This window comes from Fuerstiella marisgermanici, from assembly GCF_001983935.1.
In the GTDB taxonomy this organism is placed as follows: Bacteria; Planctomycetota; Planctomycetia; order Planctomycetales; family Planctomycetaceae; genus Fuerstiella; species Fuerstiella marisgermanici.
This window is the reverse complement of record NZ_CP017641.1, coordinates 3,101,522-3,127,609: the sequence shown is the minus strand read 5'-3', so window position 1 is coordinate 3,127,609 and position 26,088 is coordinate 3,101,522. Positions and strand designations below refer to the sequence as shown.

Below are 26,088 nucleotides of genomic sequence, written 5' to 3'. Positions count from 1 at the left end.
CTCTGATCCATTTCCGCTAGCGGTTCTGGACTCCAATGTTTAGCCTTGAGTTTGGAAGAGGCTGGTCGAGTAATCGAACCGAGTCATCTCTTTTTGGGTGCGTTGGCCTGATTTCACTGGAGTCGAGCAATTCTATCCGCCGATCAGTGTTGGTCAAGATTTTCAAGGCCGATAAGCTGCGGAAACCACGAACCCTAAAGTCTGTCCAGGAACAACGTTCCGAGTTTTCGCAACCGAAAAACAGGCCGGATTTCCCCCGAACTGGCCAGACCACGGAACTGCAACCACCGGAAATCTTCCCCCCACGCCCCCAACATCCACAGAAAACAGCTCACCCAGCCTACCTCTACGAGCAGCGATTCCCTGCGATTGTGCCCGGAGTGGGACATGACATTCTGGAAGCGGTGCTCAAAACGTTTGGCGGCCTCAGAGTTTGGAGTGTGCTCACGAATACGGTTTGGTGGCGTTTGCTTGCGTGGTCTTCGACACTAAGGGCTGATGGCCCGGTCGAGACCATTGTCGAACAGCGATGTCCCGGCGGCGTCTATAGCAAGCAAAACACAAGAAGTGGCCAACTCAATCCGTCACGCTTCGAATCCGGCTGGCGGGCGGGCCAATTCGCCCCCGAAGCCTACAAATGGCGCAACCGGTCTTAAGACACCTTCTGAATCGGGTTCCGGGGCTGGCTTGGTGGCAGACAGTTTTTGACCGCGCCGCCGTTGGGCATTACACTATAGTCCCTGTTAAGCAATATCTGTCCGGGGCTGTCTGTCGAATCGATTTGACGTTTTACGCCGTGGTGTATTCACGAAAGCTGTTCTGCTTTGACCGGTGCAGAGAACGATCCGCGCCGTGGAAACGGTGACTCAATGACTCACCAATCCAGCGTTGAACTCGAACCCACTCATTCGACCACTCCGGATGTGCCGCTATCGGAACGTCCACTGGTTGCTGACGACCAGAATACCGTGGTTACATCCGCCAGCGATGTGGGCTCTCATTTTTCGACAGAAATCGAGCTGAACCCGAGTGCTCAGGAAATTCGCGACCGCCTGTTTGCACCGCCGGGAAGTCAAAACAACGCCGAACGCGGGCTGCGGATTGGTCACTTCGAAGTCGAAGAACGCATCGGTTCCGGCGGCATGGGAGCCGTGTTTCGAGCAGTCGACCTTGAGCTGTCTCGCTACGTCGCGTTGAAGGTGCTGCACCCCGGCATCGCTGCCGATCCTGCGTTAATTGCCCGCTTCCGCAACGAAGCTCGCGCCTGTGCTCAGTTGAATCACGACAATGTGGCTCGTGTCTTTTTTGCGGACGAACACGATGGCATTCACTACATCGCGTACGAATATGCCGAAGGTCTCACGATCAAGGAAATGATTGTTGACCAGGGGCGTTTGTCGCCGGAGGAGACCGTCAACTATGCCATCCAGTCAACTCTGGCACTCAGCCATGTGTCGGCGGCCGGCATTGTGCATCGCGACATTAAGCCGTCCAATATTATTCTGACCAAGAGCGGCCGCATTAAAGTGGTCGACCTGGGACTCGCCCGACGCGACACTTCGGATTCCATCGGCGACATCACGGTAGCCGGAACCACGCTGGGCACCTTCGATTACATCGCGCCGGAACAAGCGCGAGATCCGCGCACCGCCGACATTCGCAGCGACATCTATTCTTTGGGCTGCACAGTTTACCACATGCTGACTGGCCGTCCGCCGTATCCGGAAGGCACAGCGCTGCAAAAGCTGCTGGACCATCAGGGCAAAACGCCTCCCGATCCGCGATTGGTTTTTCGAGACATCCCGCAGGAACTGTCGATCGTGGTTCAGAAAATGATGAACACCGACCCGACGAAGCGGTACCAGGATCCTGGCCAGTTGCTGGCCGACCTACTGGGGATTGCCGGGAAGCTCGGGCTACGGAGCGTACCGGCGGAAGGCATCGTCTGGCGCAGAATGGCCGTCACTCGCGTTCGCGAACTTTCTGGTGCACTGTTTCTGACTGGAGCGGTGCTCGTCCTGTGCGCGACGGCTTTGATCATTCACTTTACGTCGACGCCGCCGCAAACGGCCGAAGGCGAACTGCGCGCGATCGTGGAATCTATCCTGCCGCCCAATGCGCGAGCGAATTCGGCAAGTGGCCCCGTCGGTAACAACGGGGACGTCGCTGCGGCGGACCAATCTCTTCCACCAGCAAACGGGCCTTCAACTAATGGCGACGATGGTGCAGAAGGCAGCAATGACTCACCGCCGGAAACTGTCGACGCTGGCACGTCCAAAGCGGGTGCCGGCATAAATATGTCGGCTACTGCAGGGCCTGACGGAACGATCGGGCGCGATTCTCCAGCAGCCGTTCCGACACCGCCAGCTGCTAAGCCGTTTCGCATTGTCCGAGCCGATCGGACGGAACAGCGCGTGGAATCCCTGAATCAAGCATGGACCGAAGTGCGATCCGGCGATGAGATCCTGTTGGACTTTGAGGGCGCTTTGCCGACAACCACATCTTCGCTGGCTCGCCGTTCAACTGGCGCTGCGGAGAGTCTCACTTTGCGAGCCGCGCCGGGCCGTCGGCCTCTGATAGAATTTCGCGGCGAGGATAGTCTGGACCAGCTATTCTATCTCAGCAACAACCTGAATTTGACAATCATCGGTGTCGACTTTCGCATTAACGTATCCGGCGACAGCTCTGATGAATGGGCGCTGTTTAGGTGCATCGGTGCCAATCAGGTGACTCTGCGAGACTGCACGGTTGATGTCAAAAACCCGACGACCCGCGAGGCGTCCGTGTTTCGATTCATCGATGCAGCCGTGGATCCGCAGGAAGCAGTTGAAACATTTATTGAACTCAACAACGTTGCGGTTCGCGGTACCTGCCACCTTGCCGTTGTCGCCGGCCGCACCAACGGTAGCCTGAAAGTGCGGCAGTCGGCATTCGCGTTGAACGGGTCGCTGCTCAAAAATATTGGTCGAGCTCGACAGATTGGCAGTGCCTCCACCGGACGTCCAGGGCAGCTTTCGGTAGACCTCGAACACACGTCGTGGGTGTTGGCTCAACCGCTCATCCGCATGCGTGACAGCGAAGGCCTAAGCGGTGGCGATCAGGAACGTGACGTGCCAACCATCACTGTTACCAGTTATTCGAATGTGTTTTCGTCGTTGCTGCCGGATGGTGTGCTGGTCCAGTCCCGAGGCAACGCCTACCTGTCAGAAATGCGTGATCTCCTGGTTTGGCAAGGCAGTCACAATTTGTACTACCAGTTCGGAGTCTATTGGGACATGAACTCCGCGAGTCTGGATTACACACCGGAACAGTATCGCTTCGAACGCTGGAAACGGCATTGGAAGGAAGCGTTGTCTGGCTTGGAAGTTGACGTCAGCGAATTCAAAGCCGACTTGTGGGTGAATCCTGAGCTTATTAATTCCACATCGGCGGCCGGTTTGACCAAGTTGCCAGTGACGGCGTTTGAACTGGATAAATCGTTGTTCTACGGAAATTCAAATTCCGGTTACAAACTGGACGAGCACCAGTCTGTGCCCGGCGTCAATACGGCCGACCTGCCTCGCCTGCTTGTCGAAGAAGCGGCGCCGGCGGAAGCCAACACACCCGAAATGGTCAGTTCCGACGACGATTGAACCGAAGCGAATTCTGTATGCCCACCGTCGACACGATTTTGAAGCTTTTCTCCGAACGAGGCGATTCAGAATACGGCGGTGAAGCGGTCACTCAACGGGAACACGCTTTGCAATGTGCCATGCTGGCCGAAGAGGATGGTGCTTCACCCGCTTTGATCTCAGCCGCGTTGCTGCACGACATTGGGCACCTTGTTCACGCGTTGCCGGAAGACGCTCCCGATCACGGCGTTGACGATGAACACGAAGAATTGGGCTATCGTTTTCTGACTTCAATGTTCGCCGGCGACGTCGCGGAACCCGTGCGACTGCATGTGCCGGCTAAACGGTACCTCTGCGCTACTGACGCCGACTACATGGCGACTTTAAGCGGCCCATCCATCACCAGCCTGAAGCTTCAGGGCGGCCCGATGTCCGCTGAGGAAGTGGCTGAGTTCGCCGCAGGTCCCTTCGCGGACGACGCGGTTCGTTTGAGACGCTGGGACGACCTGGCGAAAGTTCGCGACCTGCGAACACCATCGCTGGAACACTTCGAGCCTTATCTTCGAGCGGCGCTTCGCGACTAATGATATCAGCCTTGCGTTGGACGTTTGCCTGCTTCGTCCATGACCCGTGCCGCCGGCTGCCCGCTTTTCACCAGCGCCGCCATGCGTTCCATTGGGCCGGTCACGTGATTGAAGAACGCTCGGTAGCCGGCACACAAATAGTTCAGCCCCGCTTCGCCATCAGGAGTCGCCAGAAACCGGTTCTTCGGACATTCGCCGTTGCAGACATGACGGACTTCGCAATCAATGCAGTAGCGTGGCAGAGTGGTTTGCTTGGCGTCGCCGAAGGCCTGCTGCTGACCGGAATTCACCAGCTCTTCCAGCGGCACGACATTCAGATTGCCGAGTAGATGCGCGGGTTCCACAAAGTGGTCGCAACTATAGACGTCGCCGTTTTGCTCCATCGCCAGGGCGCGACCGCAGGTTTGCCGGAACACGCATAGCGAAGGTTCGACTCCCACCCACGCGCTGAGTGCCATGTCGAAAATCTGCACAAAGACACGCCCCACATCCTGCTGAATCCATTCGTCGAATACGTCGATCAGAAACTGGCCGAATTGTGCCGGAAGCACGCTGCGGGAACTGACAGCATCTGCTGCATTGTCGTACGGCGTCGGACGGCGCGAAGTTGGGGGCTCGCGTTCTGCATGCCGTCCTACGCCGGATTGTTCGACGGCTGGAATGAACTGCAAATACCGGCAACCCGCGTCTCGCAGGTAGCGATAGATTCGAGTTCCTTCGCTGCCGTTGATTCGGTTCACCACGACCAAAGCGTTGAATTCGACACCAAACTTCTTCAGCTTCCGTAACGCGGCGATTACCTTCGCATGGCTGCCACTGCCCTGATGGTCGACTCGATAAGCATCGTGAAATGCCGCCGGGCCGTCGATTGAAAGCCCAATTAGGAAACCGTTCTTCAGGAAGAAACGGCACCAGTCGTCGTCCAGCAGAACTCCGTTGGTTTGCAGAGTGTTTGCGATCTTCATGCCGGGCCGAGCACACTGCTGCTGGATCTGAACACAGCGTTCGAAGAAATCAATGCCCAGCAAAGTCGGTTCGCCGCCCTGCCACGCAAACGTGACTTCCGGCGTGTTAGCCGGTTGAGCATCGATGTACTGGCGGATGTAAGATTCGAGGCAATCGTCGCCCATCTTCCATTTGCTGTCCGGATATAATTCTTCCTTATGCAGGTAGTAACAGTACGTGCAGTCCAGGTTGCAGATGGGACCAATCGGCTTGGTCATCACATGAAACGGCAGGTCAGTGAAGGCAGATTCAGTGCTTCGGGCGGTGGAACTCATGCTGCCTTTCTGACGACGGATGACATCGCGGACGGGTGACGACGAACGACACAGGATACACGGAGAGATGCGTCAAACAACAAGGCCACGACCTGTAGCCGATACCCTTCGATGGCAATTTTATAGAAAGCTCTGGTGCGCTGGTGTCTATTTGTGAGTGTTCGGTGTATTCCGTGGTTTGAAACATCCACGCCAGAACTTTCATGCGGCGGGAACCTTGCCCTTCGCAATTTCAACATTCTGAACTTCATGACCAAACCGAAACCATCTCAAACACTGTCCTGGCAGGATCGCTCGGAAACTCAGACAGCTGGATGGCAGTCTGAGTCAGGGCAACCGCCGCCCAAAAACGTGGTCATCGTGGACGATACCACAACGGCCGACGCGGCGTATTGGCGAGCGTGCGCCGGGACGGCTGTCTTGTATCAGGGCGATTTTCAGAATGCCAAACAGTTGCTGCAGGCGATTACTCGCCGAGTCGACCGGCAGGCGGTAAAGCCGGTGTTGACGTTGCTGGAGGCATTTCATCAGCTTCGGTCGCGACAAATTGGTCGGGCCAACATCGTCAATAAGGTTTTGATCGAACTCGTCGACGGCAAATGTCCGCTGAATCGTGCTCCCGATTTGCAGCAGGCTGTTGAACATGCCCTGGGCGAAACCGCGCTGCCTCGTTTGGTGCTGTCTCTGCGCGAGGCACTGGGAATGATCGGGGCGGACGAGTGGCGAAAGAAGGGCGTGTACATTTCGGCACTGAAAGCGAATATTCATGCCGACTACGGTGTCTATTCGCCCAACCGCGGCGAGTACCTTGATCTCATTCACCAGGCATCGTTTCAGCAGGCCTCGGCCGACAGTCCCAATGTCGCCTGGGATGTTGGCACCGGCACTGGCGTGATCGCCGCTATTCTGGTTGCACGCGGCGTCAGCCACGTGACGGCCATCGACATCAGTCCTCGTGCCCTGCAGTGCGCTGCCCGCAATTTTCAACGCCTGAACATGCAGGACAACACCAGCCTGGCGGAGAAGAACCTGTTCCCGGAAGGCAAAGCAGATCTTATCGTCTGCAACCCGCCCTGGGTGCCGGCAAAAGCAAATACGCCGATTGATCAGGCAATCTACGATCCCAAAAGTCGCATGCTAAAGTCATTTCTTAACGGTGTGGGATCGCGTCTGAATGAAAACGGACAAGCCTGGCTGGTGATATCTAACCTTGCTGAGCATATTGGACTACGAGGGGCCAACGACTTGCTGAACTGGATCCAACAGTCCGGTCTGAAGGTGGAGGAAAAACTGGACACGTCACCCGTTCATGCAAAGGCAATGGATCAATCCGATCCGCTGTACGAAGCCCGTTCTAAAGAAGTGACTTCACTGTACCAGCTTATTGCGGCCTGACAGCTCGCAAAGTCTTGGCAACTCGGCCGCCATAATCGATAGTGCAACCAGTGCCAAACACAGACCGTTGAAAGGTAGCGGCTGCGGCGAGCTTTAAAGGAATGTCACATGTGTCACCACTATCCTGGCCAGAAGGTCGGCACGATTCAGATGGGCTTCAGCCAGTTAAAGGTCAACTGGTGGTCCACACTAAAGATGGTTCCCATTCAGGCTTACCCATTGTCGACCGTGGCTGTGCTGAGATTGTCGCTGGACGATGAATGGATCGCCGAAAACCGAGTCTGGGGGCTGCTTCCAAAATCATGGAAGCCAGGCGGTAAGATAAAGACGGCGACTGCATTCCAGCGAGGCAAGATTAATGCGCGTTCAGAATCCATCAACACCACGTGGCCGTGGAAGCTCGCATGGCGTCAACGTTGCGTGTTGATTGCGAATGGCTTTTGTGAGCCGCATATCGATGGTGGCGAAGGCCTCTATACTCTGCCAGATCACGAAACGTTTGCCATCCCCGGATTGTGGGACACGTTCCAGGGCGAAGACGGAAATGGCAATAAGATAGCAGTCGATTCCTGCGTCATGCTGACGACCGACGCCAATGAACTGGTGGCAGCTCACCGCACGGGCAGAATGCGGCAACCTGCGCTACTGACGGATGTGGAACAGATCGCTCACTACTGTTCGCATGAGAACACCGAATACGAGCAGATCTCAGACCTGTTTCGCCCGTTGCCGGCAGATGCTATGCAAATGGAGCACGTACCGAAGAAGCCCAAAAACGATAGCCAGAAAAGCCTGTTCTAAACCGCCGTTTTCAGTCATCCGACCTAGCGCTTAGGCAAGGCTTGCATGATGCGACCTTCCGGCATGGCACGCGAACGTTGCGAGCTGAACCACGGGCTGACGCTCCCAACCATATGCTGAGAGCTATCAGAACCGTGTCTCACTTTGAACACGCGAAGTAGAGCCCGCCTTGAGTTGAGGAAGGCGGTGTCGCTTATCGCGTTGCGACGTTACGAAACGTTTGCCTGGTGCCACCAGACGCTTTCTTGTAGCCGGCGGTGCCGACTACGGCGCCAGTAGCTTGTCGAACAGAAACGCGTGCGAGTTGGCGTATTCTTCAGACTTTGAAACGCCGGAGATCAACAGGTGGCATTCCTGTCCGACGCTGTCGCACTTTTCTTTCATCTTCACTCCGTAGACCGGATGATGAATCCCATGGCCTGCATTTTTCGATGGGAGAGTCATGTCGTTGCCATAAGTCATCAGCAGCGGAGGATCATCGGCAGTCACGTGGTTGTAGGCTGAGAATTCGACATACAGAGGTTTGTGCTTGTCGTAGTTCTTCAATGCGCCTTCGATCGTTTTTTCGCCGACCGCCATGTTGATCATATTGTGCTGCAGCACCATCGGCCCGAGCCAGGGTTCGATCTGTTTGGGATCGATCGATGTCTGGCCGCCCGCAACCGCGGCTGCTGTGACACGTGTGGATTCTCGTTCAACGGGATCGTCGGACTTTGGGTCTGCGAGATCATCATGAGTCAGCAACCACATTGATGTGCAGGCTCCCGCACTGCCGCCAGTCAGAGCAATTCGGTCTGTGCGAATGTTCCACTCGGCGGCCTTTGAACGAATGAATTGAATCGCTCGAGCGGCATCATGGACAGGAGCTGGCAGAGGAGCCTTGCCGGACAAACGATAGTTGACCGCGGCGTAGGAAATGCCTTTGTCCAGAAACGGCTGAACATCTCGCTTCGACCGCTTCTTGTCGCCACCGTACCAGCCGCCACCGTGAATATAAACGAGCAACGGCCGAGGCCCCTCACCTTCCGCCTGCCAGAAGTCGATCACATTCATCTTGTCCGGCCCATAAGAAACATTCGCCTGAGTCGGCGCGAGTGTCGCAGGTTTAGGCTTGGCTGGCTTCTTCGTTTTTTCATCCGCTATCGCAGCAGCAGACACGGCCAACAGAGTGACACAAATCATCAATGATTTCATTTCGGAGCCTCAGTTATACGGAACAGGAATGATGAACTCAGTTGAGCATCATAGCCATTCCTGTTCCGCCGTCATCCATCCGTGGTTCGGGGCGTGCGGTGCGCGAATAGAGCTACTGGCGGTCGAGGTTCAACTGCGCGAAGCTGAGTGAACTTCGGTGCGTTGTACTCTGGGTGGCTCGCTTGTCTGGGAGCTCACCCCGCCGGCCCGCTCGAACCGACGCCACGCTGCGGCACGCCATGCAGAGAACTTAAGTCTTGAACTGCACGTGGGACTTGCTGGTCTACAAGTGCAGTGTCACTGGCTCATTTGCGTTGGCCGTGCAATTGAATCCGTTGGAAAATGCAATTCCAGATACGACTGTTCCAAAAGAGCCGTTTTGGAATCGCTGCACCCTTCCATCTTCGACTGCAAACAAGTTGAAGTCACTCCAGCTTCCTTTGCCAGCTCTGTTTTCATATTGAATGCGAAACTGATATTGGCCATCGGCTAACAATGGTATGTCTATTTGAGTTTCCGTGATTCCGCTTTGCTGAAAAACCTCGCGTCCGCCATCGCCGACTTCCTCGACGGAAATCTCGTAGCTGAATGCGTCCGCTTCGTGTCCCCAATACAAATAGCCCGAGGACGTAAGGAGCTCTCCATTGGAAACCCGAAACACTCGCTGGTCACTCCAAACAGAATCTTTGGCAGTGTTGGTTCTCACCCAGTAATAGTATGTCCCATCAATGAGGTAACCGACTTCGGTTGAAGGACTATCGATTCCGGATTCCGATACGATATTCCGGTCGGACGATTCACCCTTGATCCAGATATCGTAACTGAGCGCGTCGGGATCAGCGGCCCAGGTGAGTTCTCCGACCGATCCAGCCACCGATAGCGTGCCGTCGTGAACCACAAACGATTCTCGTTTGCTCCATGCCCCGGCACCGTCACTGTTGTTGGCGCGGATCCAATAGTCATAGGCACCTGCGTCGAGGTCCGGGACACGATACTCCGCTTCTGTCAGACCAGCTTCTCCAGCGATGCGGCTGGTTGTCCCCCACGCACTGATCCAGATGTCGTAGCTGATCGCGCCGGCATCAGCTTCCCACTCAAGTGTGCCAACAGTCGGCGTCGCGTTTAGCTGCCCCGCGTCCACTACGAATGACTTTTTGCTTCGCCATGTGCCGCTGCCGTCTGAGTTTTCGTCTCTAATCCAAACGTCATAAGCGCCATCTTCGAGGGCGGGGACTTCGAATGCCGCGCTGGCAAGTCCTTTCGATCCAGCCACGCGTTCGTTCGAGTCTTTCGCGCTGATCCAGATTTCGTAGCTATAGCTGGCGTCATCAGCGTTCCACGTCAGAGTCCCCGGGCTTGTTGTAATGACGAGTCCGCCGGATTGGACCTCAAATGACAACTTCGTGTTCCAGTCGCCACGGCCGTCGCTGTCTTCACGCTGGATCCAATAGTCGTAGCTGCCGTCGTCCATCGCTGGAAGCTGATAGGAATTGGAGGTCAGGCCACTCACGCGATCGACGCGTAGGCCATCTTTCGAAATCCAAACCTCATAAGTTTCCGCCCCGGCCATCGGCTGCCATTGCAGCAATCCTGCGGTTCCGATGAGTTGACCGTTCACAATTCTGATCCGTTGACGCTCTCGCCACGGGCCATTCCCGTCCGCGTTTTCGTCCTGAATCCAGGCGAAGTAGTCGCCGTCGTCGATGGATTCGAGATTCAATTCCGGAGCGGTTAACCCGTCTTCGCGATAAGCTAACTGATTCGTCTCCGCGTCGTTCAACCAAACTTCGTAGGCAGCAGCCGACTCACTGGATGGCCACGTGAACTCATCGAATGTTTCCGCGCCGTAGTGAATTAGGTCAAAAGTCGCGCACAAAAGCGCCCGTGCCTCAAGTGATTCGATCGCAATTTTCGGTGACCTCGATTTTCGGCGGCGAGACATAGACGAGAATCCGGTGAGAGCAGAAGTTGGTTGACAGAAGAGCGGCACCCCAATGCCGCCACCCTTACTGGGTGTCGTTTGCTGCTTAAAGAATTACCGGATTGCAACGGTCGCTTTGAAAGAAAGTTCAGGGAAAAATTCGAAGGCTGCAAGCATTAAGGCCCGGAGCTGCATTTCCGTTACCCTCGCTACTTCCGGACCATCACCGCAATGTGTGGCCAGGGTTGGACTGAGCGAAGCGAAGAAAACCCAGCAGCATGCACTTCAGAGGTTGCCATGCATTCCGGTCGTTTGTTCCGTGGCTTCGTTCGTACCTCGCTCCAACCACCGCGTCTCTGCCGCGCAATCTCTGTGTTCCTCTGCGACTCTGCGTCCTCCGCGTTGAATGTTTAAGCTTCGTTTCCCATTCCGATTTCGTGGCTGAAGTAGACCGAGTTTGAATGGTGCCTGTGCACGCCGCAGATGCGTGACTTACTTTATTGGTGAGCGTTTTACTTTAACGCGAAGGACGCAGAAGCGCGGAGATTCGCAGAGGAAAGAGAACCACACAGGCCGGGCAATCTCTGCGGCCCTCTGCGACTCTGCGTGCACCGCGTTGAAGATTTAGGCACCGTCTTCCAAACCGTTCACAACACGAACCACGCCGTCGACCAGTCGGATGACGTTGAAGTTGATGAGCAAGCCAAGTTTGACATCGCAGAGTCGTAGGTATGTCAACAGCTGCTGTTTGTCGATGGGCGTGACTTCGACCTTAGACTTGTTGTCGATGATGACTTTTCCTTCGACGACCAGATCCAGCCGAAGTGGTGCGGAGAGTTTGATATGCTTGTATTTGATGGGAACGGGCTGCTGGCGTTCAAAGCTGAGACCAGCCTTGGAGAGTTCGTAGCACAAGGCTTCTTAGTAGACGGATTCGAGTAAGCCGGGGCCGAGTTGGCGGTGGACTTCGATGGCGCTGCCGATAATTCGTTCTGAGATTTCGTTTTCGTGCATGAGGTTACTCAAGTCTGCAGTTTCTTGTTAAACGCAGAGGGCGCTGAGGCGCAGAGGAACGCAGAGTTTGCGCTGTCAATGTATTCTTCTCTGCGGCCCTCTGCGCCTCAGCGCCCTCTGCGTTAAAACCTATTCCGCCCGCGCATAAAAATACCCGGCTGAACGTCGAAGTGACATCCAGCCGGGTATGACTTAACTGTTCAGTTCAATCAACCAGCTTCGACGGCTGCTTGAGCAGCGGCGAGGCGGGCGATTGGGATTCGGCGTGGTGAACAGCTGACGTAGTTCAGGCCGATTTCGTGGCAGAAGTAGACGGACTTAGGATCTCCGCCGTGTTCGCCACAGATGCCGATCTTCAGGTCTGGTCGAGTTTCGCGACCATCGGCAACAGCGATTTTCATGAGGCGGCCAATACCAGTCTGGTCAACAGTCTGGAACGGGTCGGCTGGCATGATGTCGTTTTCGGTGTAGTAACCGATGAAGCCCTTGTAGTCGTCTCGGCTGATTCCAAGACCTGTTTGAGTCAGGTCGTTGGTGCCGAAGCTGAAGAATTCGGCCGTGTCGGCGATTTCGCCAGCGGTCAGAGCAGCTCGCGGAATTTCGATCATGGTGCCGGTCATGTATTCCACTGACTCGCCCATTTCATCGAAGACCTTCGCAGCCGTGGCTTTGATCACGGCTGTCTGGTTGTCGACTTCCGCTTTGTAACCAGCCAGAGGGATCATGATTTCCGGAAGAACTTCGATGCCTTCCTTCTTGCATGCGACGGCCGCTTCGAGGATCGCTCGAGCCTGCATTGCGGTGATTTCCGGGTAAACGATACCCAGACGGCAACCACGGTGACCCAACATTGGGTTGGATTCAACAAGCTCGGCAACTCGACGCTTCACGTCTTCTTCGGTTACGCCGAACGTCTTAGCGAGCTTGCCTGCCAAAGCCGGATCTTCGTGCATGTGGTGTTCAGAAAGGAACTCATGCAGCGGTGGGTCCAACAGACGAATCGTAACGGCTTTGCCAGCCATGACCTTGAACAGGTGAGTAAAGTCGTCTCGCTGAAACTTGATCAGCTTGGCGAGTGCCTTTTCACGATCTTCAACAGTGGTTGAGAAGATCATCTCACGCATTTCGTCGAGGTGATCGAAGAACATATGCTCTGTTCGGCACAGGCCCACACCTTCGGCACCCAGTTGCAGACTGATTTCTGCATCGTGAGATTCGGTGTTGGCTCGCACGTTCAGCTTGCGGTGCTCGTCGGCCCATGCCATCAGTTGAGCGTATCGCTGATACACTTCTGATTCTTCGGGCTTCATGTTGCCGGTCATGACTTCCATGACTTCGGAAGGGCTGGTTTCGATCTTGCCAGCGAAAACTTCGCCAGTGAAACCGTCAACAGAAATCCAGTCGCCACCCTTCAGTACCTGACCAGCAACAGTGACTGTACCGGCTTCGTAATCGATGTTCAGGCTGTCACAACCGCAGACGCAGGTCTTGCCCATCTGGCGAGACACAAGTGCCGCGTGAGACGACGCTCCACCGAAGGCCGTCAGAATTCCCTTGGCGACTTTCATGCCTCGCAGGTCTTCCGGGCTGGTTTCTTTGCGAACCAGAATCAGCTGGACATCATTGTCCTTGTTGTACGTTTCTTCTGCGTCAGACGCATGGAAAACGATCTGCCCCGTGGCAGCACCTGGACCGGCGTTGATGCCCTTGGCCAGCAGACGGTTGTCTTTCTGAGCCTGTTCTTTGTCCGATGGGTTGAAGATCGGCTGCAGCAACTGGTTGAGGTCGTCGGCTGGAATTCGTCGTTTTTCCAAAGCCGTTTTGGCGTCGATAAGACCTTCGTTGACCAGGTCGACAGCGATTCGCACGGCAGCGAAACCGGTTCGCTTGGCGTTACGAGTCTGAAGCATCCAGACTTTGCCGTCTTCAACGGTGAACTCGATGTCCTGCACGTCTTTGTAGTGCTGTTCGAGAGTCTTGCCGATGTTGGTCAGCTGTTCGAAGGCTTCCGGCTTGTCCTGCTGCAGAGTTTCTTCAACTCGCTTAGGAGTTCGCGTACCGGCAACAACGTCTTCGCCCTGAGCGTTGATCAGGTAGTCGCCGCAGAAGCCAGGCGTTCCGTCAGAACAGTTGCGTGTCAGGCCAACGCCTGTGGCACAGGTGTCGCCGAGGTTACCGAAGACCATCGCCTGAACGTTGGTGGCGGTACCCCATGAGTGAGGAATGCCGTTCATGCGGCGATAAACGGCCGCTCGGTCATTGCCCCAGCTTCCGAAGACAGCGCCGATGCAGCCCCAAAGCTGTTCCATCGGATCTTCCGGGAAGTCGATGCCAGCGTGATCTTTGATGACCTTTTTGAAGTCGACCACGATCTGCTTGATCGCGGCGACACTGAGGCCAGCTTCGTGTTCAACGCCTTCTTTTTCACGAGCTGCATCAAGAATCACTTCAAAGTGATCGTCCTGATTCTTGTTTTCCGGCTTCAGGCCGAGAACAACGTCGCCGTACATCTGAATCAGACGACGGTAGCTGTCCCATGCAAAGTGCTCGTTGCCAGACTGCTTAATCAGTGCCTGAACAACTTCTTCGTTAATCCCGATGTTCAGGACAGTGTCCATCATGCCGGGCATGGATTCACGAGCACCAGATCGGCAGGACAGCAGCAGAGGGTTGGTTGGATCGCCGTATTTTTTGCCCATGCACTTTTCGGCATCGGCGATGGCCGCGTTGACCTGATCCTTCAGTTCAGGGGGATAGGTGCGATCGTTGTCGTAGAAATAGGTGCAAACTTCTGTGGTAATTGTAAAACCGGCTGGCACGGGCAGGCCAATTCGACTCATTTCTGCCAGATTCGCGCCTTTACCGCCCAGCAATTCTTTCTGAGTTGTGTTGCCGTCTGCTTTGCCGTCGCCAAAAGTGTAAACGTACTTCGTGTCTGCCATGTTAAATGAAACCTCGTGAGGTGGTGGCCATACTGCTTACGGCAGAAATGCTGTTCACAGAGCCAACAGGGGATGCCCTAACCTCTTGCAATTTTTTAGGTTAGAACGTAGAAACTTCGCGAACGGACAGCGGCGCGTACCTTAAGTGGCACCAGAGTGGCGTTTCGCGGAAGGCGGCACGGTAGCACGCGATTGGCGAAACTTCAAGCACTTTGTTGGCTGGCCAGAATCGAGACACTGACGGTGCTAAACCGGGATTTTTTCCCTTGCTTTCCAACCTTCTCTTGTCCCACCTTTGCCGTTGATGAGAATCGGCGTTGGCGTGGATGGTCGCCATTTCAGGCGTTCTTCAATTGCGGAGTAGTTTCAAAATGACGGTACGCGGAATTCGGGGAGCGATCTCCGTGGACGCCGACGATCCAGATCTGATTCGTGAGGCGACTCGTGAGCTGATTCAAACGGTGCTGCAGCGTAATGAAATCACCGATTTCGATGATGTCATTTCGGCCGTGTTCACCACGACGGGCGACCTGGTCAGTTGTTTTCCGGCCGAAGCCGCCAGGCACATCGGGATGACCACGGTCCCACTGCTGTGCGCGCTCGAAATTCCGGTGAAGGGTTCCATGCCGCGGTGTATTCGCATTCTTCTGCACGTGAATTCTGATCGGACGCCCGCCGAAATTGAGCACGTTTACCTGCGAGACGCAGCAAAACTACGGCCCGACATGAAGAGCGCTCAGTGACTTCGCGTTCGGAGCACCGTTCGTGACTGGCGTCGACGTAGTGATTGTGGCACTGCTGGTCACCGCCAGCTTTATTAAAGGAGCACTCGGGTTCGCCGACGCGCTGTTTGCGATGCCGCTGCTGGTGCTGTTGATGCCCGTCTCGACCGCCGCCCCCTTGATGGCGATTGCGGCGCTGTGGACGTCGGTGATCATTCTGGCCCGCGAATGGAAAGACGTGGACGTCCGCCCGGCGGCTCTGCTGATCGCATCCAGTTTGGTCGGCATACCGACGGGCATCTGGCTGCTAAACCATGTTGATCAGCGCATTGTGAAGTCTGTGCTGGGGGCAACTGTGATAGTGTTTTCAGTCTGGTCGATTCGTCGACCGGGCAGCATCCAGTTAAAGACGGACCGGCTGGCTCCCGTTTTCGGCTTCACCGCCGGTGTGTTGTCCGGCGCTTTTAGCACGGGCGGACCGCCAATGGTGATCTACGCCTCGCTGCGACGCTGGTCCCCTCAAAAGTTTCGCAGCACCATGCAGGCGTACAGCCTTGTCGGCAGCGGTTGGGTCATTACTGCTCACAGCCTGGCAGGAAACGTGACCGCTCACTCACTGAACTTACTGCTGGTTGCCGCACCGCTTATTTTTATTGGCACACTAGTGGGGCAGCGATTGACAAAGTACCTGGCCACCGAACGCTTTATTCAGTTGGTGTACATCGTTCTGTTGCTGATGGGCGCTGGTCTGGTGGCGTCCAGTTTGTTTTGACGTCGACATGACGGCGTTGATGCCTTGCTTACGCAACCGCGGCGGCTTCGCGGGCCTGCTGGATAATGGGCGTGAGGCACAATGGTGCGTCGTGACCTTCTGTGATGGATTCCAGTTCGCCGTCGACACTCGCGCAAAGCTGGTCTAGCTGAATAATCTTCGAACGTGAATCAGCCGTGATCAGTTTTCGCACGCCGTGGTTTTCCTGGCAAAGCTGGTCGGGCAGCAGCGCCGCCAGAGTTACCGGAAATAGAGTGAACAATTCTTCGTTCGCCGCCTGCAATGGCAGATCCATTCGGTGGTGCAGCAGAATGGCGCACAGCAGATCGTCAGGCATGTTCCACTTGTGGGCCATATAGGCTCCAGCGGCCGCGTGGTCCCAGCCAAAGGTTTCCTGCTCCCATTGAGTCAGCGGAACTCCTTCCGGAGCGGCTTCTTTTAGGAACTGGATGTACTTGTCGTCGTATTTGTTGGTCAGCACTGGCAACAGAAAGTCCTGCAACAGCCCGCCGATAAATCCGAGGTCGACATCGACCCTCAGATTCTTCGCTGCTTGTTGAGCAAACAGAGCTCGACGAATGGACTCGTTCCAGAAGTTGCGATGATTCATCAACCGCGATTCATGAGCCAGCGTGGCTCCTCGCAGCCCGGCAGCCAGAAGATAGTTGCGAGCTTTGGGAACTCCTAGCCGCACCAGAGCATCAGTCGGCGTTTTGACCGGCTGGTTGGCTCCATGCGCAGCCACATTCACGCATTTCAGAAGGTCGACCGTCATGCCCGGATCGTGTTCAACAATCCGTCCGAGTTTTTTTACGTCGTAGTCATCTTTGGACGAAGCATCCATGAACTCCGTCAGCGATGTGGGCAGGCTTGGCACCTGCAGATCGTCAGGCAGGTCCAGAGTCTTGAGCGACGCCATCGCATCGGCGCAGACTTGTCGCCATGTGAAGGCAGCAGGGTCGGGATTTTCTACGGCGGTAGTCATAGGATTGGTCGCTGGATCGTCCGTTATTGATAAGTCGTCCGTCTAAGAGGAGGCCACCGGGCGAGCGGCTGTGATGGCGGTATTCTTCTGGAAGCCCATCGCTGTAAAGCGTTCCGGGTCGATCGCGTCTGCAATGCGGATTGAAGCGATGTTCGAAAGTTTCATGATGACTCGCCGAGTTCCCTGGGCGTCAGGTTGGGGCCGAATCAGCAGCACTAAGTCTTTGGTGAGCATGAAGTCGTCGAACGGGACATTGTCGCCCATCGTCGTCACGACAGTGGCCTTCTTCGGAATTGCCGCCGGCCAGCTCGTAAAAATGCGAGTGATGTCATCCACGATCGAAAACTCCTGAGGAAGGGAAGAGGCTCGCTTCGTCCACGAAAACACGGGGATCCGTCAACGCGGCCTGCGCTGCCAGGGACGCTGGTTAGTCGATGTTATCGAACGGCTTTCTTTCGACTTGCGTCGGAAATGTGGTTTTTCGCTTCCATTGATGCGGTGCCTCATGCCGTCCTGCAGGCCGGTTTAGCCAGACGTAATCAGATCGTGGTTAAGACGCCACGGCGCTGCGTTTTAACGGTGATGACGACAGGGCTGGCGAAACCGTCGACACAACAGTGCTGACTTGGCTGACGTTGTGTGGAAATGGATGGCTGCGTCACGAAAACACATTGGTCACCTGGTATTGGACGCGTGGTTTCGGGCCTGTCGAATATTACTGGCGAGTGCGATAGGGAAAAGTATTCAGGAGGTCCTGCTGCACAGTTGCCAGTGCTGCAGGACCTCCCAAAGATCACCTTGACATTCGCACGAAATCGGCCAGAGTTAGCCATGATGTTTCGCGTCCTGTTGTCAATTGTTTTAATCGCCAATCTCCTGGCATGTCCTCTTCGCTGTGCGTCCTGCGCTGCAGGCATGTCGACGGTTGGCGAGTGCGCTCAGGCAGCTTGTTCCTGTTGCCCACATCGAAACCAACTGCCCACCGAACGTCCTGGCGATAGCCCACATGGCAGTTGCCCGTGTCCAGACTGTATCTGCGAAGGTGCCACGCTCGAAGACAGCCCGACGGTTGAAGCGTCTACAGTTGAAGGTGCGAGATTTGACGCATGGCCATCGTCGTTAGAGCCTGATTTTGCCATTACGTTGACGCGGAATCAGACCTGCCATTCCGCCCACTTCCTAAGCAGGCAGCGCAGTCGCGATGCGCTTATTGCGCGCCAGACTTGGTTGGTCTCACAGTCCCCAGCTCAGCGGCTTGCTTAGCCGCTCGGTCATTTAGTCCTGCTGTCGGAAACTGCGCCGCACGTGGCGTCTGAATGTGTTCCGTCAGCAAGTGAATTCCCAACTCAATACTGAGCTGTTTTTGAATGCTTCGCTGCATTCAAACGGTTACGGCTCACGCACATTCATGTCACTTCACGAAAAGGAAATTCTATTGATGATGATTCAATCTAAGACGATGACTTTGTTCGCTGCAGTCCTGCTCCCACTGGCCCTGCTGTTCCTCACGCCAACTGCATCCGCAGTGGAAAAGGAAAAGGTCAACACCGTTGTTACCGTGGGTGAAATGTGTGGCGGCTGCGTGAAGCGAATCACAAAGCGATTTGCCACCGAAAAAGAGGTCGCCAAAGTGGCGTGCAGTATCGAGAAGAAGTCGGTCACGCTCGTTCCCGCAAAAGGCGTTCGCCTGAGCCCCAAACGCGTTTGGGAAATCCTGGACAGCATCGGCAAGACACCAAAGAAGATGGTCTCCCCGGACGGGACTTTCACGTCCAAGCCGAAGAAGTAAATTTCAGGTTGAGACAAGAAAGAGATGCGGGCCCAGTACCGTCCCGCGTCTCTTTCAATCCTCCCCCGATCTGCATTACCCAACCAACGCGGACTCTGCGTTAGGGCACGTCCCACAGAGTGAAGCATTCGCACACTGCATCAATCACCGGAGTGTAGCGGCATTGCTGCGATTCGCAGTGCGTTAATCGCTTGATTCGATGACGGCTGCAACCTCAAACGCTGGTGTGGTAACAGTGTCGCCGGGCAGCACGGCAGGTTCGCCCAAAGCGAACGGAGTTTTTTGGCAGTTAAACTGAGTCAGCGGTTCATGGTGCACTGCCACGCTCGTCGCGAGCTTGCTTGTTTGGATTCACGGTTGATATTACCGTCTAACGCTGCTGGCCTTTTATTCGACGCGTTGGCTGACTCAAGCAGTATTTGGGCATGCGGTAACGACGCGTTGACGTCATTGAAGGGAATGCCTCCATCACCATTGACACTCGAAAAGTTGTCGGCCGCCGGACCGTCCGCTACGAATCGTTCGACGACATTCTTTCTGACGCAGAAAGGCTTGCCGCGACGCGCGCGCGAACGTTGGGGAATTGGTCGGTCGGTCAAATCTACAAACACCTCGCACTGGCAACTGACGTGATGCTTGACGGTGCGCCCGCGTCGCCACCTGCACCGATTCAATGGCTACTCCGGATGGTGATGAAAAAGCGAATGACAACCAAAACGTTGTCGCCGGGATTTCGCTTGACCAGAAAGGCTGCAGTTCTGATTCCCGACGAGACTACTCCGCAAGCCGGTCTCTTGCTGCTACACAACGCCACCGAACGCGTGCGATCAACCACTCAGCGTGCCCGACATCCTGTGTTCGGAGCGTGCACCTGCGAAGACTGGGATGCGTTTCATTTTCGCCACTGTGAAATGCACATGAGTTTTATCATTCCCGAAGCCTGAATCGGCTTCGAACACTTGCGTAAATCGGAGCGGCGGCGTACGTAGGGACGACTATCGAGCTTTCCAGTTGCTCCTCAGAGACGGGGGCCGGTCGCTGCAATCGCGAGAATTCAAGACATGGATGAACAGTCCTTCTTAGACCGGTTACGGGAATGTGGTGACGACATTGTTCTGCTGCGCGAATACGCGGCATGGTTAACCGCACGCAAAGATGATCGGGGCAACCATCTCGCTGCGGAACTCGATGTCTACGACGCAGAAATCCGGTTGGCGAATGCAGCAGGTGAGTTGGCCGACTTCCGCAAGCGTCGTCCACAGGATTTCGAGTGGCTCAATACTGTACTGCCGATGATCACAAAAGTTCCGTTGGATGGTATCTTCTATTCATCGCGTGAACCGGATTCACCACCGTACGTGCGACCGGGCATGTTCTGTAGTCGCGACACGGTTGTTGGGATCATCGAGGCACAGAAGGTTTTCCATCACGTTGCGGCCGGCCACAATGGCGTCGTGTCGGACATATTTGTGGAAAACGGGGCTTCGGTATCAGCAGGTGACCTTCTTGTTAAAATTATCCGCCCGCAAAACCCCCATGACACCGGCTTCGGCAGCTGATGACAATAAGTTCCACAGCCGATTTTACTGCGAGTTGTTGCTACGTTTTCAAACGTGAATGGCAGTTCACTCATACCCATTGCGGAATTGGTGAACGTCATCGCAGCTAATCTCAAGCCCTCCAAAGTGCTCCCTTCACCAGAGATTACACGGCCGTTCGAGTGCGTTGCGGTGCGAAATAACAAGGTTAATCACCAGAAGTAGATGAGAAGCTGTTTGTCGACGACGTGACCCAACGTGGCTCATTACTCTTCGGCAGTCGCCACCATGAATAGTTTGCGCTTCATCAACGGGCTATGCTCATGCCGTTCGATTTGGCGTTCACACATTGAACCGCTACGCTGTGAGAAAATGTCAAAGGCGAAACTTCGCGTGACTCGAAGGTTGTCCGCATGAATCAGAAAACATTGTTCGAAAAACTGTCCGGGCATTGGGCGGGCACGTGCCGCACGTGGTTTGAACCGGATAAATTGGCGGACGAGTCCTCCGTGTCAGGCACGATTCTGCCTGTTCTCGGCGGACGATTTCACCGCCATGCTTACGAGGGAACGATCCAGGGCAAGGCCCGCAGTGGTGAAGAGTTACTCGGCTTCAACGCGGTCACGAAATCCTACCAGTCCTCGTGGGGCGACGACTTTCATATGAACTGCGCGATCATGTTCTCGCAGGGGGATGCGTCGGAACGCGGCTTTGATATTCGCGGCGAATATGACGTCGGGGAGAACCAGCCACCATGGGGTTGGAGAACTGTCTACCAGTTGATCGACGGCAATCACTTGACGATCACTGCCTACAACGTAAGCCCCGAAGGGATTGAAGCGAAGGCGGTTGAAACCGTTTATGTTCGCGTGCCTCAGGAGTAGATAGGCCCGTATTCCACGCGAAAACTTTGACCGCGGAGTCAAAGGTTGAGCGGTTCCTGACATCGAATGCGTAGCTGTGGCCCATTGAAGGCTGCTTTATCGACGTTACCTCATTACAAAGATTGTTTCTTACAATATGGCTTCACCACCGACGTGCGAATTCGTCCCGTATCTAAGCATCAACGACGCCACGAAGGCGGTTGCATTTTACTCTCGCGTGTTTCAAATTGATCCGCACTTACTTCTCAACATGCCGGACGGCCGCGTGATGCACTGTGAATTTCGCATCGGCAATGCACGGTTCTTTGTTAGCGAGGAACTTCCGGAACACGGCGGCACTCCCAGCCCGAATCGACTTGGCGGCACAACGGTCGCGATCCATCTGTACGTCGATGACTGCGACGCGATAGTCAAAACCATGACAGACAATGACGCCACCGTTTTAATGGCCCCTGTCGACATGTTTTGGGGCGAGAGGTTTGCGCGGGTTCGTGACCCGTTCGGGCATGAGTGGGGAATCTCAACGCAACTTCGCGAAATGTCTCCGGACGAAATTCAGACTGCAGCGGCAGCGATGTTTGCCGAAATGGCGGAGTAGCCGCGCCTTTCGTTCGTCGGTGCGGCGGTAATCTGGTGTTTTATCTATTATTTGATGGGACGATACGTCAGACGTTTGGCACATTCATTTCCGGAAGTTCAACCCGTATGAGTAGAATGTTGTTATGAACACACACCTCCACCTTTCGCTCGCTGCACTGCTGTCATTTGGCGTCCCCGCTGGGGCATTGTTGGCAGACGAATTTCAACAATTGTTCGATGGCAAATCGTTGACTGGTTGGAAGGCTCTGGATATGAGCTACTGGTCAGTACGTGACAGTGCTATCACAGGAGAGTCGACGCCAGACAATCCCTGCACCTCAAATCAGTACCTGGTGTGGCAGGGCGGTGATGTCAGCGATTTTGAGCTGAAGCTCAAATTTCGCGTCACAGGAAATGGCTGCAACTCGGGCGTCCAGTTCCGCAGTCAGATGAAGCCAAACGGATTGGCGGTCGGTTATCAAGCGGACATTTATCAGAGCGGGCCCTATCTGGGCGGCGTCTGCGATGAATTGCATTCGCGAAACGGCCCTGAATTGCTCACCGCCAACGGAAGCCGAACTGTGATTGATGAGTCCGGTAAACGTTCGGCGACCCCGCTTGACGGAAAAGCGACCATGAAACCGCAGGGCGAATGGAACGACTACCACATTACCGCGAAAGGCCAGCACATTATTCTTCGAATCAACGGCGAGGTGTGTTCTGAACTGATTGATAAAGAGAAAGGTCACTACGACCTGAAGGGTATCCTCGGATTACAGCTGCGATCAGGTAAGCCCATGACGGTGCAGTTTAAGGATATCTATCTCAAGCAGCGGTGACCGGCGTGTCGCGTCTGCCGCCGCCTATCGCCTGAAATCATCGAACAACTGAAGTTGCGACTGAATCCCCATCGTCGCGTTTAGGAAGGGCTGGTCTTCGATCGCTGACTTGTGACCACTGATGTATCTGGATTGACGAACCACTGATCGTGCAACCGGCACGAGAAGACCGTCGCCTTGGATTTCACTGGGTGCCGATGACGTTATTTCTGACCGCAGTAACGATTGCGTGGCTGTACGCTGCGGCGAATATTGCCAGGCGTGTCGATGCGGGACGACCGTCGGGCGGAACGTGGATTGCAGCAGCGGCTGTGATTGTTGCGGTGTATCTGTGGCGTTTCGCAATTGGTAAATCAGGTGCGTCGCGCCGCGGGAAGAGCGTTCTTTTTGTGGCACTGCTGTTAGCGCTCACGCCCTACATTTATGGGTTTGCCGGGCTGATTGCAGACTGGGCTCGGCTGCCGATTTCTAAATGGGTTGGCGACTTTGTCTGGGTTTATGCGGTGCCAGTTGCTTCGTTCGCATTCTTCGATTTGCGTGAGCAGCCCGCGTCACTCAAGACGTATGTGCTCCGAAGTGGCGTAGAAATGTTTGTGGCGGTGCCACTGTGGACAGTGGTGTGGATTATTGCCCAATCTGCCTTTGGCTGGTGGTACACGTAGTTTGCGTACGCCCGCTGTGGGCTGCACGATTACGCAATGCAGATGCCAATCGCCGCGCTGGTCGTTTCCTTCATCCCGCGGCGCGTTTGATGTGTCCGCTGCTCGCGAGGACAGGTGGAGATCGGCGGAGTTGCCAGTGAACTGACGCAGTGCGCAAGCAGCGCATAAAAATAGCCTTCTTCCGACAGGTGCCGAAAGAAGGCTGTTTCAGGCTGTTGGCTTCAAACGCGGACGCCCGGACGTTTCCCCTGGGATCAAAGCGATCTCGGGCATTTCCACTCAGACGTCGCGAGTCGGGCCTCCAGCCTTTTGGTTCACTTGCGGGTGGTTACCACCAGTGGGTTTTTACTGGTAGTACTTTTCCCCGTACTAGAGCAATCGACGACATAGGACAAAACCCGCAGTCCTTTTTTGAGAATTCTATCCTGAAGTGGTAGAAACCCCCATGCCTTCGGTACGCACCTACAGGTGTTTGGGGCTGGAGAGAACTCATTGATCCGAGATCTGTGAGGCAACGTGTCGGTCGTGGGCAGATTGGGACGCCTGCGTTGTTCGCGTTGGCCGCCAGAAGCGTTCACTCCCCACCAGCGATCGCGTACACCCGCCACATGCCAAAGGTGGAGACGGGCGGTTGAGTGAACGGGCCGAGTCGCCGTGTGATGATGTGAGTGATGCCGGTGTCGGCGTGCAGGCGTTGCGTGTCTTCGACGTCGAATGATTCATCCTGGTAAGACGATTCGGACCATCCGTGAATCGCCCACAGGCGGCGGTTCCATTCCAGAATGCCGGCGGCGTCCTGAGGGCAGTCTTTGAAGCAGACGTATTCGGCTCGGTGAGCGAACCATTTCAGCCCGAAAGATTCGCGAGGTCCGAGCACCAGCGCGTCAGCCGACGTGTTCTGGCGCAGCCATTCGCACGCGCGCTGCCATTCGGCAAAAGCTGCCGGAGTGTAAGAAGCGTGATGCTGCCGCCCCGGCACGATGATCACGGCTGCCGACAAAGCCATTAGCGCGGCGGCCAATACGGAACGCGCTGTCACTTGTTTGAGCTTCATTAACCGCAGTTTGTCCCATGCGGCCGCGACGGCAAATGATGCCGTGATCGGAAGCAACGCGTCAAAAAATCGAAACGGATAGAACTTCAGCAAAGCAGCTCGCCACTGCCAGTCCGGCAATTGCAGCATCGGTTTCGAATGCCAGCCAATGCCGATGCCTGCCGCACACACAACGGAGGATGCAGCGAGTAGCCATAGCAACGGGTACCATCGGTCTGCTATCGACTTTGTTCGCACGAACACGATCGCTGCGAGGCATACGGTCAACAGCACGGCCGTGTGAAGCCAGGCCGACGGTGGAAATGTGGACGGATCTAAATGGTGAGCCAGTCTCCAGAAGACCTGGATATAGTTGGCTTGGTCAACGGGGTCTGCCTCAAGAGTTGACGACAACACAAGCTCAGCCGCCGGAATCAGCCCCGGCAATGCCACTACGAAAGCACTTAATACAAAGACAATCGAGTTAACAAGCAAGTGGCTGGTTGTTGCCGTTCGTCCGATGTCTGGCTGTGCATCGCTGGTATCCGCGACGTGCTCATCAGAAAGCTTCGAACGCAGAACAACGCGGCTTACAAGGCGCGCAAACTCGCTAATCGCGATTCCGATGCAGATCCACATTCCTACCACCGGGTGCCAGGCAACGGCGGCTCCCATGAACACGCCTGCCAGCGCGTACTTGCGCCGCAGGCTGGTTGTCCATGCGTCCAGCCACCATGCGACGCCGACAAGAGCGAACCCGTATGACGGTACCTTCCCTTCGAAGCCGCCAATGATCCATTCGCCGGAAAAGTTCCCCGTCGCGCCGATGCCGCAGAAGACGCTCGCCGCCACAGCACTGCCCAACGCGTTTAAGCCGAGGCGTCGGCCGATCATGTTCCAGCCGCAGGCCAGCAGCGACAGGCTGAGGATGCGGCCAATGACCGCCACGGTGCCGAAACAAAACCACGTTGTGACAGGCCCGACAACTGCGAAGAACACATAGTGAGCGTTCGCGGATTGCAGAAAGAAGTCACGTTCGCACCAACCTGGATCCGCGAACGCGCGGGCCTTCGTGAGGTAGTGCGGTTCGTTAATGCCTGGCAGCGGCGTTTGCCAAAGTGAAACGGCCACAAAGATGCCGCTTACAACAGCCCACGCCGCCACAGCGTTCCACCGTGAGTCGCCGAGGCGACCTGGTGAGGCGAGGATCTGCGCCGCGGGTTCATCACGTGGTTGCACCGGGCCCCTTCCCGAACATCGCTTCGCTGGTCCAACGTTCCCCGTCACGATGTGCCAGGGAAGGTGAGCGTACTACTTCTGCTTCTTGCTGGCTTTCTTTTTGGCCGACTTTTTTGCACCAGCTTTGGTGGCGGTTGCACCGGCAGGCTTCTTTTTGCCAGCCGTCTTCTTCTTTGCGCCAGCTTTCTTGCCGGACGCAGGCTTTCCGAAAGCACGGTCCCAGTTTTCCCAGAACTTCGGATTTGTTCCTGTACGAACAATCGGACCACTCATTTGAACACAGCTTTCTTCAACGATTAAGTTC

General features: G+C 55.5%; 22 protein-coding genes and 1 pseudogene. 13 read left to right on the top strand and 10 right to left on the bottom strand.

Annotated features, from left to right (window positions below; genetic code table 11):
- The first annotated feature begins 869 nt into the window (after nt 1–869).
- Together Fuma_RS11840 and Fuma_RS11835 are read left to right on the top strand one after the other, a co-directional pair.
- Nucleotides 870–3,632: a serine/threonine protein kinase gene (locus Fuma_RS11840; RefSeq protein WP_077024326.1), complete on the top strand. Its 2,763-nt coding sequence runs from the start codon at nt 870–872 to the stop codon at nt 3,630–3,632.
- A gap of 17 nt (nt 3,633–3,649) precedes the next feature.
- Complete coding sequence (locus Fuma_RS11835) at nt 3,650–4,195, top strand: phosphonate degradation HD-domain oxygenase (protein ID WP_099091795.1); 546 nt, start codon at nt 3,650–3,652, stop codon at nt 4,193–4,195.
- A gap of 5 nt (nt 4,196–4,200) precedes the next feature.
- Here the strand turns inward: Fuma_RS11835 and Fuma_RS11830 are convergent, their stop codons facing one another.
- On the bottom strand, nt 4,201–5,475 hold the full coding sequence (locus Fuma_RS11830; RefSeq protein ID WP_077024324.1) for an anaerobic sulfatase maturase: 1,275 nt from the start codon (nt 5,473–5,475) through the stop codon (nt 4,201–4,203).
- A 249-nt stretch (nt 5,476–5,724) separates the two neighbouring features.
- Between Fuma_RS11830 and Fuma_RS11825 the strand changes: the two genes are divergently transcribed.
- Together Fuma_RS11825 and Fuma_RS11820 are read left to right on the top strand one after the other, a co-directional pair.
- Nucleotides 5,725–6,870, top strand: a complete 1,146-nt coding sequence (locus Fuma_RS11825; protein WP_077028254.1) for a methyltransferase — start codon at nt 5,725–5,727, stop codon at nt 6,868–6,870.
- Nucleotides 6,871–6,978: 108 nt separating this feature from the next.
- Nucleotides 6,979–7,671, top strand: coding sequence for an SOS response-associated peptidase family protein (locus Fuma_RS11820; RefSeq protein ID WP_077024323.1), 693 nt, complete (start codon nt 6,979–6,981; stop codon nt 7,669–7,671).
- A gap of 264 nt (nt 7,672–7,935) precedes the next feature.
- Here Fuma_RS11820 and Fuma_RS11815 read toward each other — a convergent pair whose 3' ends face one another.
- From Fuma_RS11815 to ppdK, 4 genes and pseudogenes are all read right to left on the bottom strand, one after another.
- The gene (locus Fuma_RS11815) at nt 7,936–8,865 is read right to left on the bottom strand and encodes an alpha/beta hydrolase (RefSeq protein WP_077024322.1); all 930 of its coding nucleotides are present in this window, start codon (nt 8,863–8,865) and stop codon (nt 7,936–7,938) included.
- 283 nt (nt 8,866–9,148) lie between these two features.
- Nucleotides 9,149–10,807 (bottom strand): phage tail protein, encoded by a 1,659-nt coding sequence (locus Fuma_RS11810; protein ID WP_077024321.1) that lies wholly within the window; start codon nt 10,805–10,807, stop codon nt 9,149–9,151.
- Between the two features lie 603 nt (nt 10,808–11,410).
- Nucleotides 11,411–11,800: pseudogene (locus Fuma_RS11805) on the bottom strand (GxxExxY protein).
- Between the two features lie 209 nt (nt 11,801–12,009).
- Nucleotides 12,010–14,742: a pyruvate, phosphate dikinase gene (gene ppdK / locus Fuma_RS11800; RefSeq protein ID WP_077024320.1), complete on the bottom strand. Its 2,733-nt coding sequence runs from the start codon at nt 14,740–14,742 to the stop codon at nt 12,010–12,012.
- 371 nt (nt 14,743–15,113) lie between these two features.
- Between ppdK and aroH the strand changes: the two genes are divergently transcribed.
- Nucleotides 15,114–15,485, top strand: a complete 372-nt coding sequence (aroH, locus tag Fuma_RS11795) for a chorismate mutase (RefSeq protein WP_077028253.1) — start codon at nt 15,114–15,116, stop codon at nt 15,483–15,485.
- Nucleotides 15,486–15,507: 22 nt separating this feature from the next.
- On the top strand, nt 15,508–16,236 hold the full coding sequence (locus Fuma_RS11790; protein WP_077024319.1) for a sulfite exporter TauE/SafE family protein: 729 nt from the start codon (nt 15,508–15,510) through the stop codon (nt 16,234–16,236).
- Between the two features lie 28 nt (nt 16,237–16,264).
- On the opposite strand, the gene Fuma_RS11785 is transcribed toward Fuma_RS11790, so the two are convergent.
- A complete protein-coding gene (locus Fuma_RS11785; RefSeq protein ID WP_077024318.1) occupies nt 16,265–17,221 on the bottom strand; it encodes an HDOD domain-containing protein in 957 nt (318 codons plus the stop codon).
- A 42-nt stretch (nt 17,222–17,263) separates the two neighbouring features.
- Nucleotides 17,264–17,557: a hypothetical protein gene (locus tag Fuma_RS11780; RefSeq protein ID WP_083731980.1), complete on the bottom strand. Its 294-nt coding sequence runs from the start codon at nt 17,555–17,557 to the stop codon at nt 17,264–17,266.
- A gap of 1,102 nt (nt 17,558–18,659) precedes the next feature.
- On the opposite strand from Fuma_RS11780, the gene Fuma_RS11770 reads away from it, so the two are divergent.
- Nucleotides 18,660–19,010: a cation transporter gene (locus Fuma_RS11770; protein ID WP_218922424.1), complete on the top strand. Its 351-nt coding sequence runs from the start codon at nt 18,660–18,662 to the stop codon at nt 19,008–19,010.
- 183 nt (nt 19,011–19,193) lie between these two features.
- Here the strand turns inward: Fuma_RS11770 and Fuma_RS36415 are convergent, their stop codons facing one another.
- Entirely contained in the window at nt 19,194–19,328 is a 135-nt protein-coding gene (locus Fuma_RS36415; protein WP_257787792.1) for a hypothetical protein, read from the bottom strand.
- A 131-nt stretch (nt 19,329–19,459) separates the two neighbouring features.
- Between Fuma_RS36415 and Fuma_RS36825 the strand changes: the two genes are divergently transcribed.
- The 6 genes from Fuma_RS36825 (at nt 19,460) to Fuma_RS11740 (ending at nt 23,512) form a co-directional block, all read left to right on the top strand.
- Nucleotides 19,460–19,954, top strand: coding sequence for a DUF1569 domain-containing protein (locus Fuma_RS36825; RefSeq protein WP_083731979.1), 495 nt, complete (start codon nt 19,460–19,462; stop codon nt 19,952–19,954).
- A 117-nt stretch (nt 19,955–20,071) separates the two neighbouring features.
- A complete protein-coding gene (locus Fuma_RS34140) occupies nt 20,072–20,569 on the top strand; it encodes an acetyl-CoA carboxylase biotin carboxyl carrier protein (RefSeq protein WP_083731978.1) in 498 nt (165 codons plus the stop codon).
- 392 nt (nt 20,570–20,961) lie between these two features.
- Nucleotides 20,962–21,432, top strand: a complete 471-nt coding sequence (locus Fuma_RS11755) for a DUF1579 domain-containing protein (RefSeq protein WP_077024315.1) — start codon at nt 20,962–20,964, stop codon at nt 21,430–21,432.
- 136 nt (nt 21,433–21,568) lie between these two features.
- Nucleotides 21,569–22,030, top strand: coding sequence for a VOC family protein (locus Fuma_RS11750; RefSeq protein ID WP_077024314.1), 462 nt, complete (start codon nt 21,569–21,571; stop codon nt 22,028–22,030).
- A 124-nt stretch (nt 22,031–22,154) separates the two neighbouring features.
- Nucleotides 22,155–22,850, top strand: a complete 696-nt coding sequence (locus Fuma_RS11745) for a 3-keto-disaccharide hydrolase (RefSeq protein WP_077024313.1) — start codon at nt 22,155–22,157, stop codon at nt 22,848–22,850.
- Nucleotides 22,851–22,999: 149 nt separating this feature from the next.
- Nucleotides 23,000–23,512 (top strand): hypothetical protein, encoded by a 513-nt coding sequence (locus tag Fuma_RS11740; protein ID WP_145944123.1) that lies wholly within the window; start codon nt 23,000–23,002, stop codon nt 23,510–23,512.
- A gap of 574 nt (nt 23,513–24,086) precedes the next feature.
- Here Fuma_RS11740 and Fuma_RS11735 read toward each other — a convergent pair.
- Together Fuma_RS11735 and Fuma_RS11730 are read right to left on the bottom strand one after the other, a co-directional pair.
- Nucleotides 24,087–25,784: a DUF6798 domain-containing protein gene (locus Fuma_RS11735; RefSeq protein ID WP_145944122.1), complete on the bottom strand. Its 1,698-nt coding sequence runs from the start codon at nt 25,782–25,784 to the stop codon at nt 24,087–24,089.
- A gap of 72 nt (nt 25,785–25,856) precedes the next feature.
- Nucleotides 25,857–26,057, bottom strand: a complete 201-nt coding sequence (locus Fuma_RS11730; protein ID WP_077028249.1) for a hypothetical protein — start codon at nt 26,055–26,057, stop codon at nt 25,857–25,859.
- Nucleotides 26,058–26,088: the final 31 nt, after the last annotated feature.

Excerpts from the sequence above, each read along its gene's own strand:
- Fuma_RS11815 (WP_077024322.1), bottom strand. The coding sequence starts at position 8,865 with ATGAAATCATTGATGATTTGTGTCACTCTGTTGGCCGTGTCTGCTGCT.
- Fuma_RS11745 (WP_077024313.1), top strand. The coding sequence starts at position 22,155 with ATGAACACACACCTCCACCTTTCGCTCGCTGCACTGCTGTCATTTGGC.
- Fuma_RS11820 (WP_077024323.1), top strand. The coding sequence starts at position 6,979 with ATGTGTCACCACTATCCTGGCCAGAAGGTCGGCACGATTCAGATGGGC.
- Fuma_RS34140 (WP_083731978.1), top strand. The coding sequence starts at position 20,072 with ATGGATGAACAGTCCTTCTTAGACCGGTTACGGGAATGTGGTGACGAC.
- Fuma_RS11730 (WP_077028249.1), bottom strand. The coding sequence starts at position 26,057 with ATGAGTGGTCCGATTGTTCGTACAGGAACAAATCCGAAGTTCTGGGAA.
- Fuma_RS11750 (WP_077024314.1), top strand. The coding sequence starts at position 21,569 with ATGGCTTCACCACCGACGTGCGAATTCGTCCCGTATCTAAGCATCAAC.
- ppdK (WP_077024320.1), bottom strand. The coding sequence starts at position 14,742 with ATGGCAGACACGAAGTACGTTTACACTTTTGGCGACGGCAAAGCAGAC.
- Fuma_RS11810 (WP_077024321.1), bottom strand. The coding sequence starts at position 10,807 with ATGTCTCGCCGCCGAAAATCGAGGTCACCGAAAATTGCGATCGAATCA.
- Fuma_RS11755 (WP_077024315.1), top strand. The coding sequence starts at position 20,962 with ATGAATCAGAAAACATTGTTCGAAAAACTGTCCGGGCATTGGGCGGGC.
- Fuma_RS11770 (WP_218922424.1), top strand. The coding sequence starts at position 18,660 with ATGATGATTCAATCTAAGACGATGACTTTGTTCGCTGCAGTCCTGCTC.
- aroH (WP_077028253.1), top strand. The coding sequence starts at position 15,114 with ATGACGGTACGCGGAATTCGGGGAGCGATCTCCGTGGACGCCGACGAT.
- Fuma_RS11825 (WP_077028254.1), top strand. The coding sequence starts at position 5,725 with ATGACCAAACCGAAACCATCTCAAACACTGTCCTGGCAGGATCGCTCG.
- Fuma_RS11830 (WP_077024324.1), bottom strand. The coding sequence starts at position 5,475 with ATGAGTTCCACCGCCCGAAGCACTGAATCTGCCTTCACTGACCTGCCG.
- Fuma_RS11785 (WP_077024318.1), bottom strand. The coding sequence starts at position 17,221 with ATGACTACCGCCGTAGAAAATCCCGACCCTGCTGCCTTCACATGGCGA.
- Fuma_RS11840 (WP_077024326.1), top strand. The coding sequence starts at position 870 with ATGACTCACCAATCCAGCGTTGAACTCGAACCCACTCATTCGACCACT.
- Fuma_RS11835 (WP_099091795.1), top strand. The coding sequence starts at position 3,650 with ATGCCCACCGTCGACACGATTTTGAAGCTTTTCTCCGAACGAGGCGAT.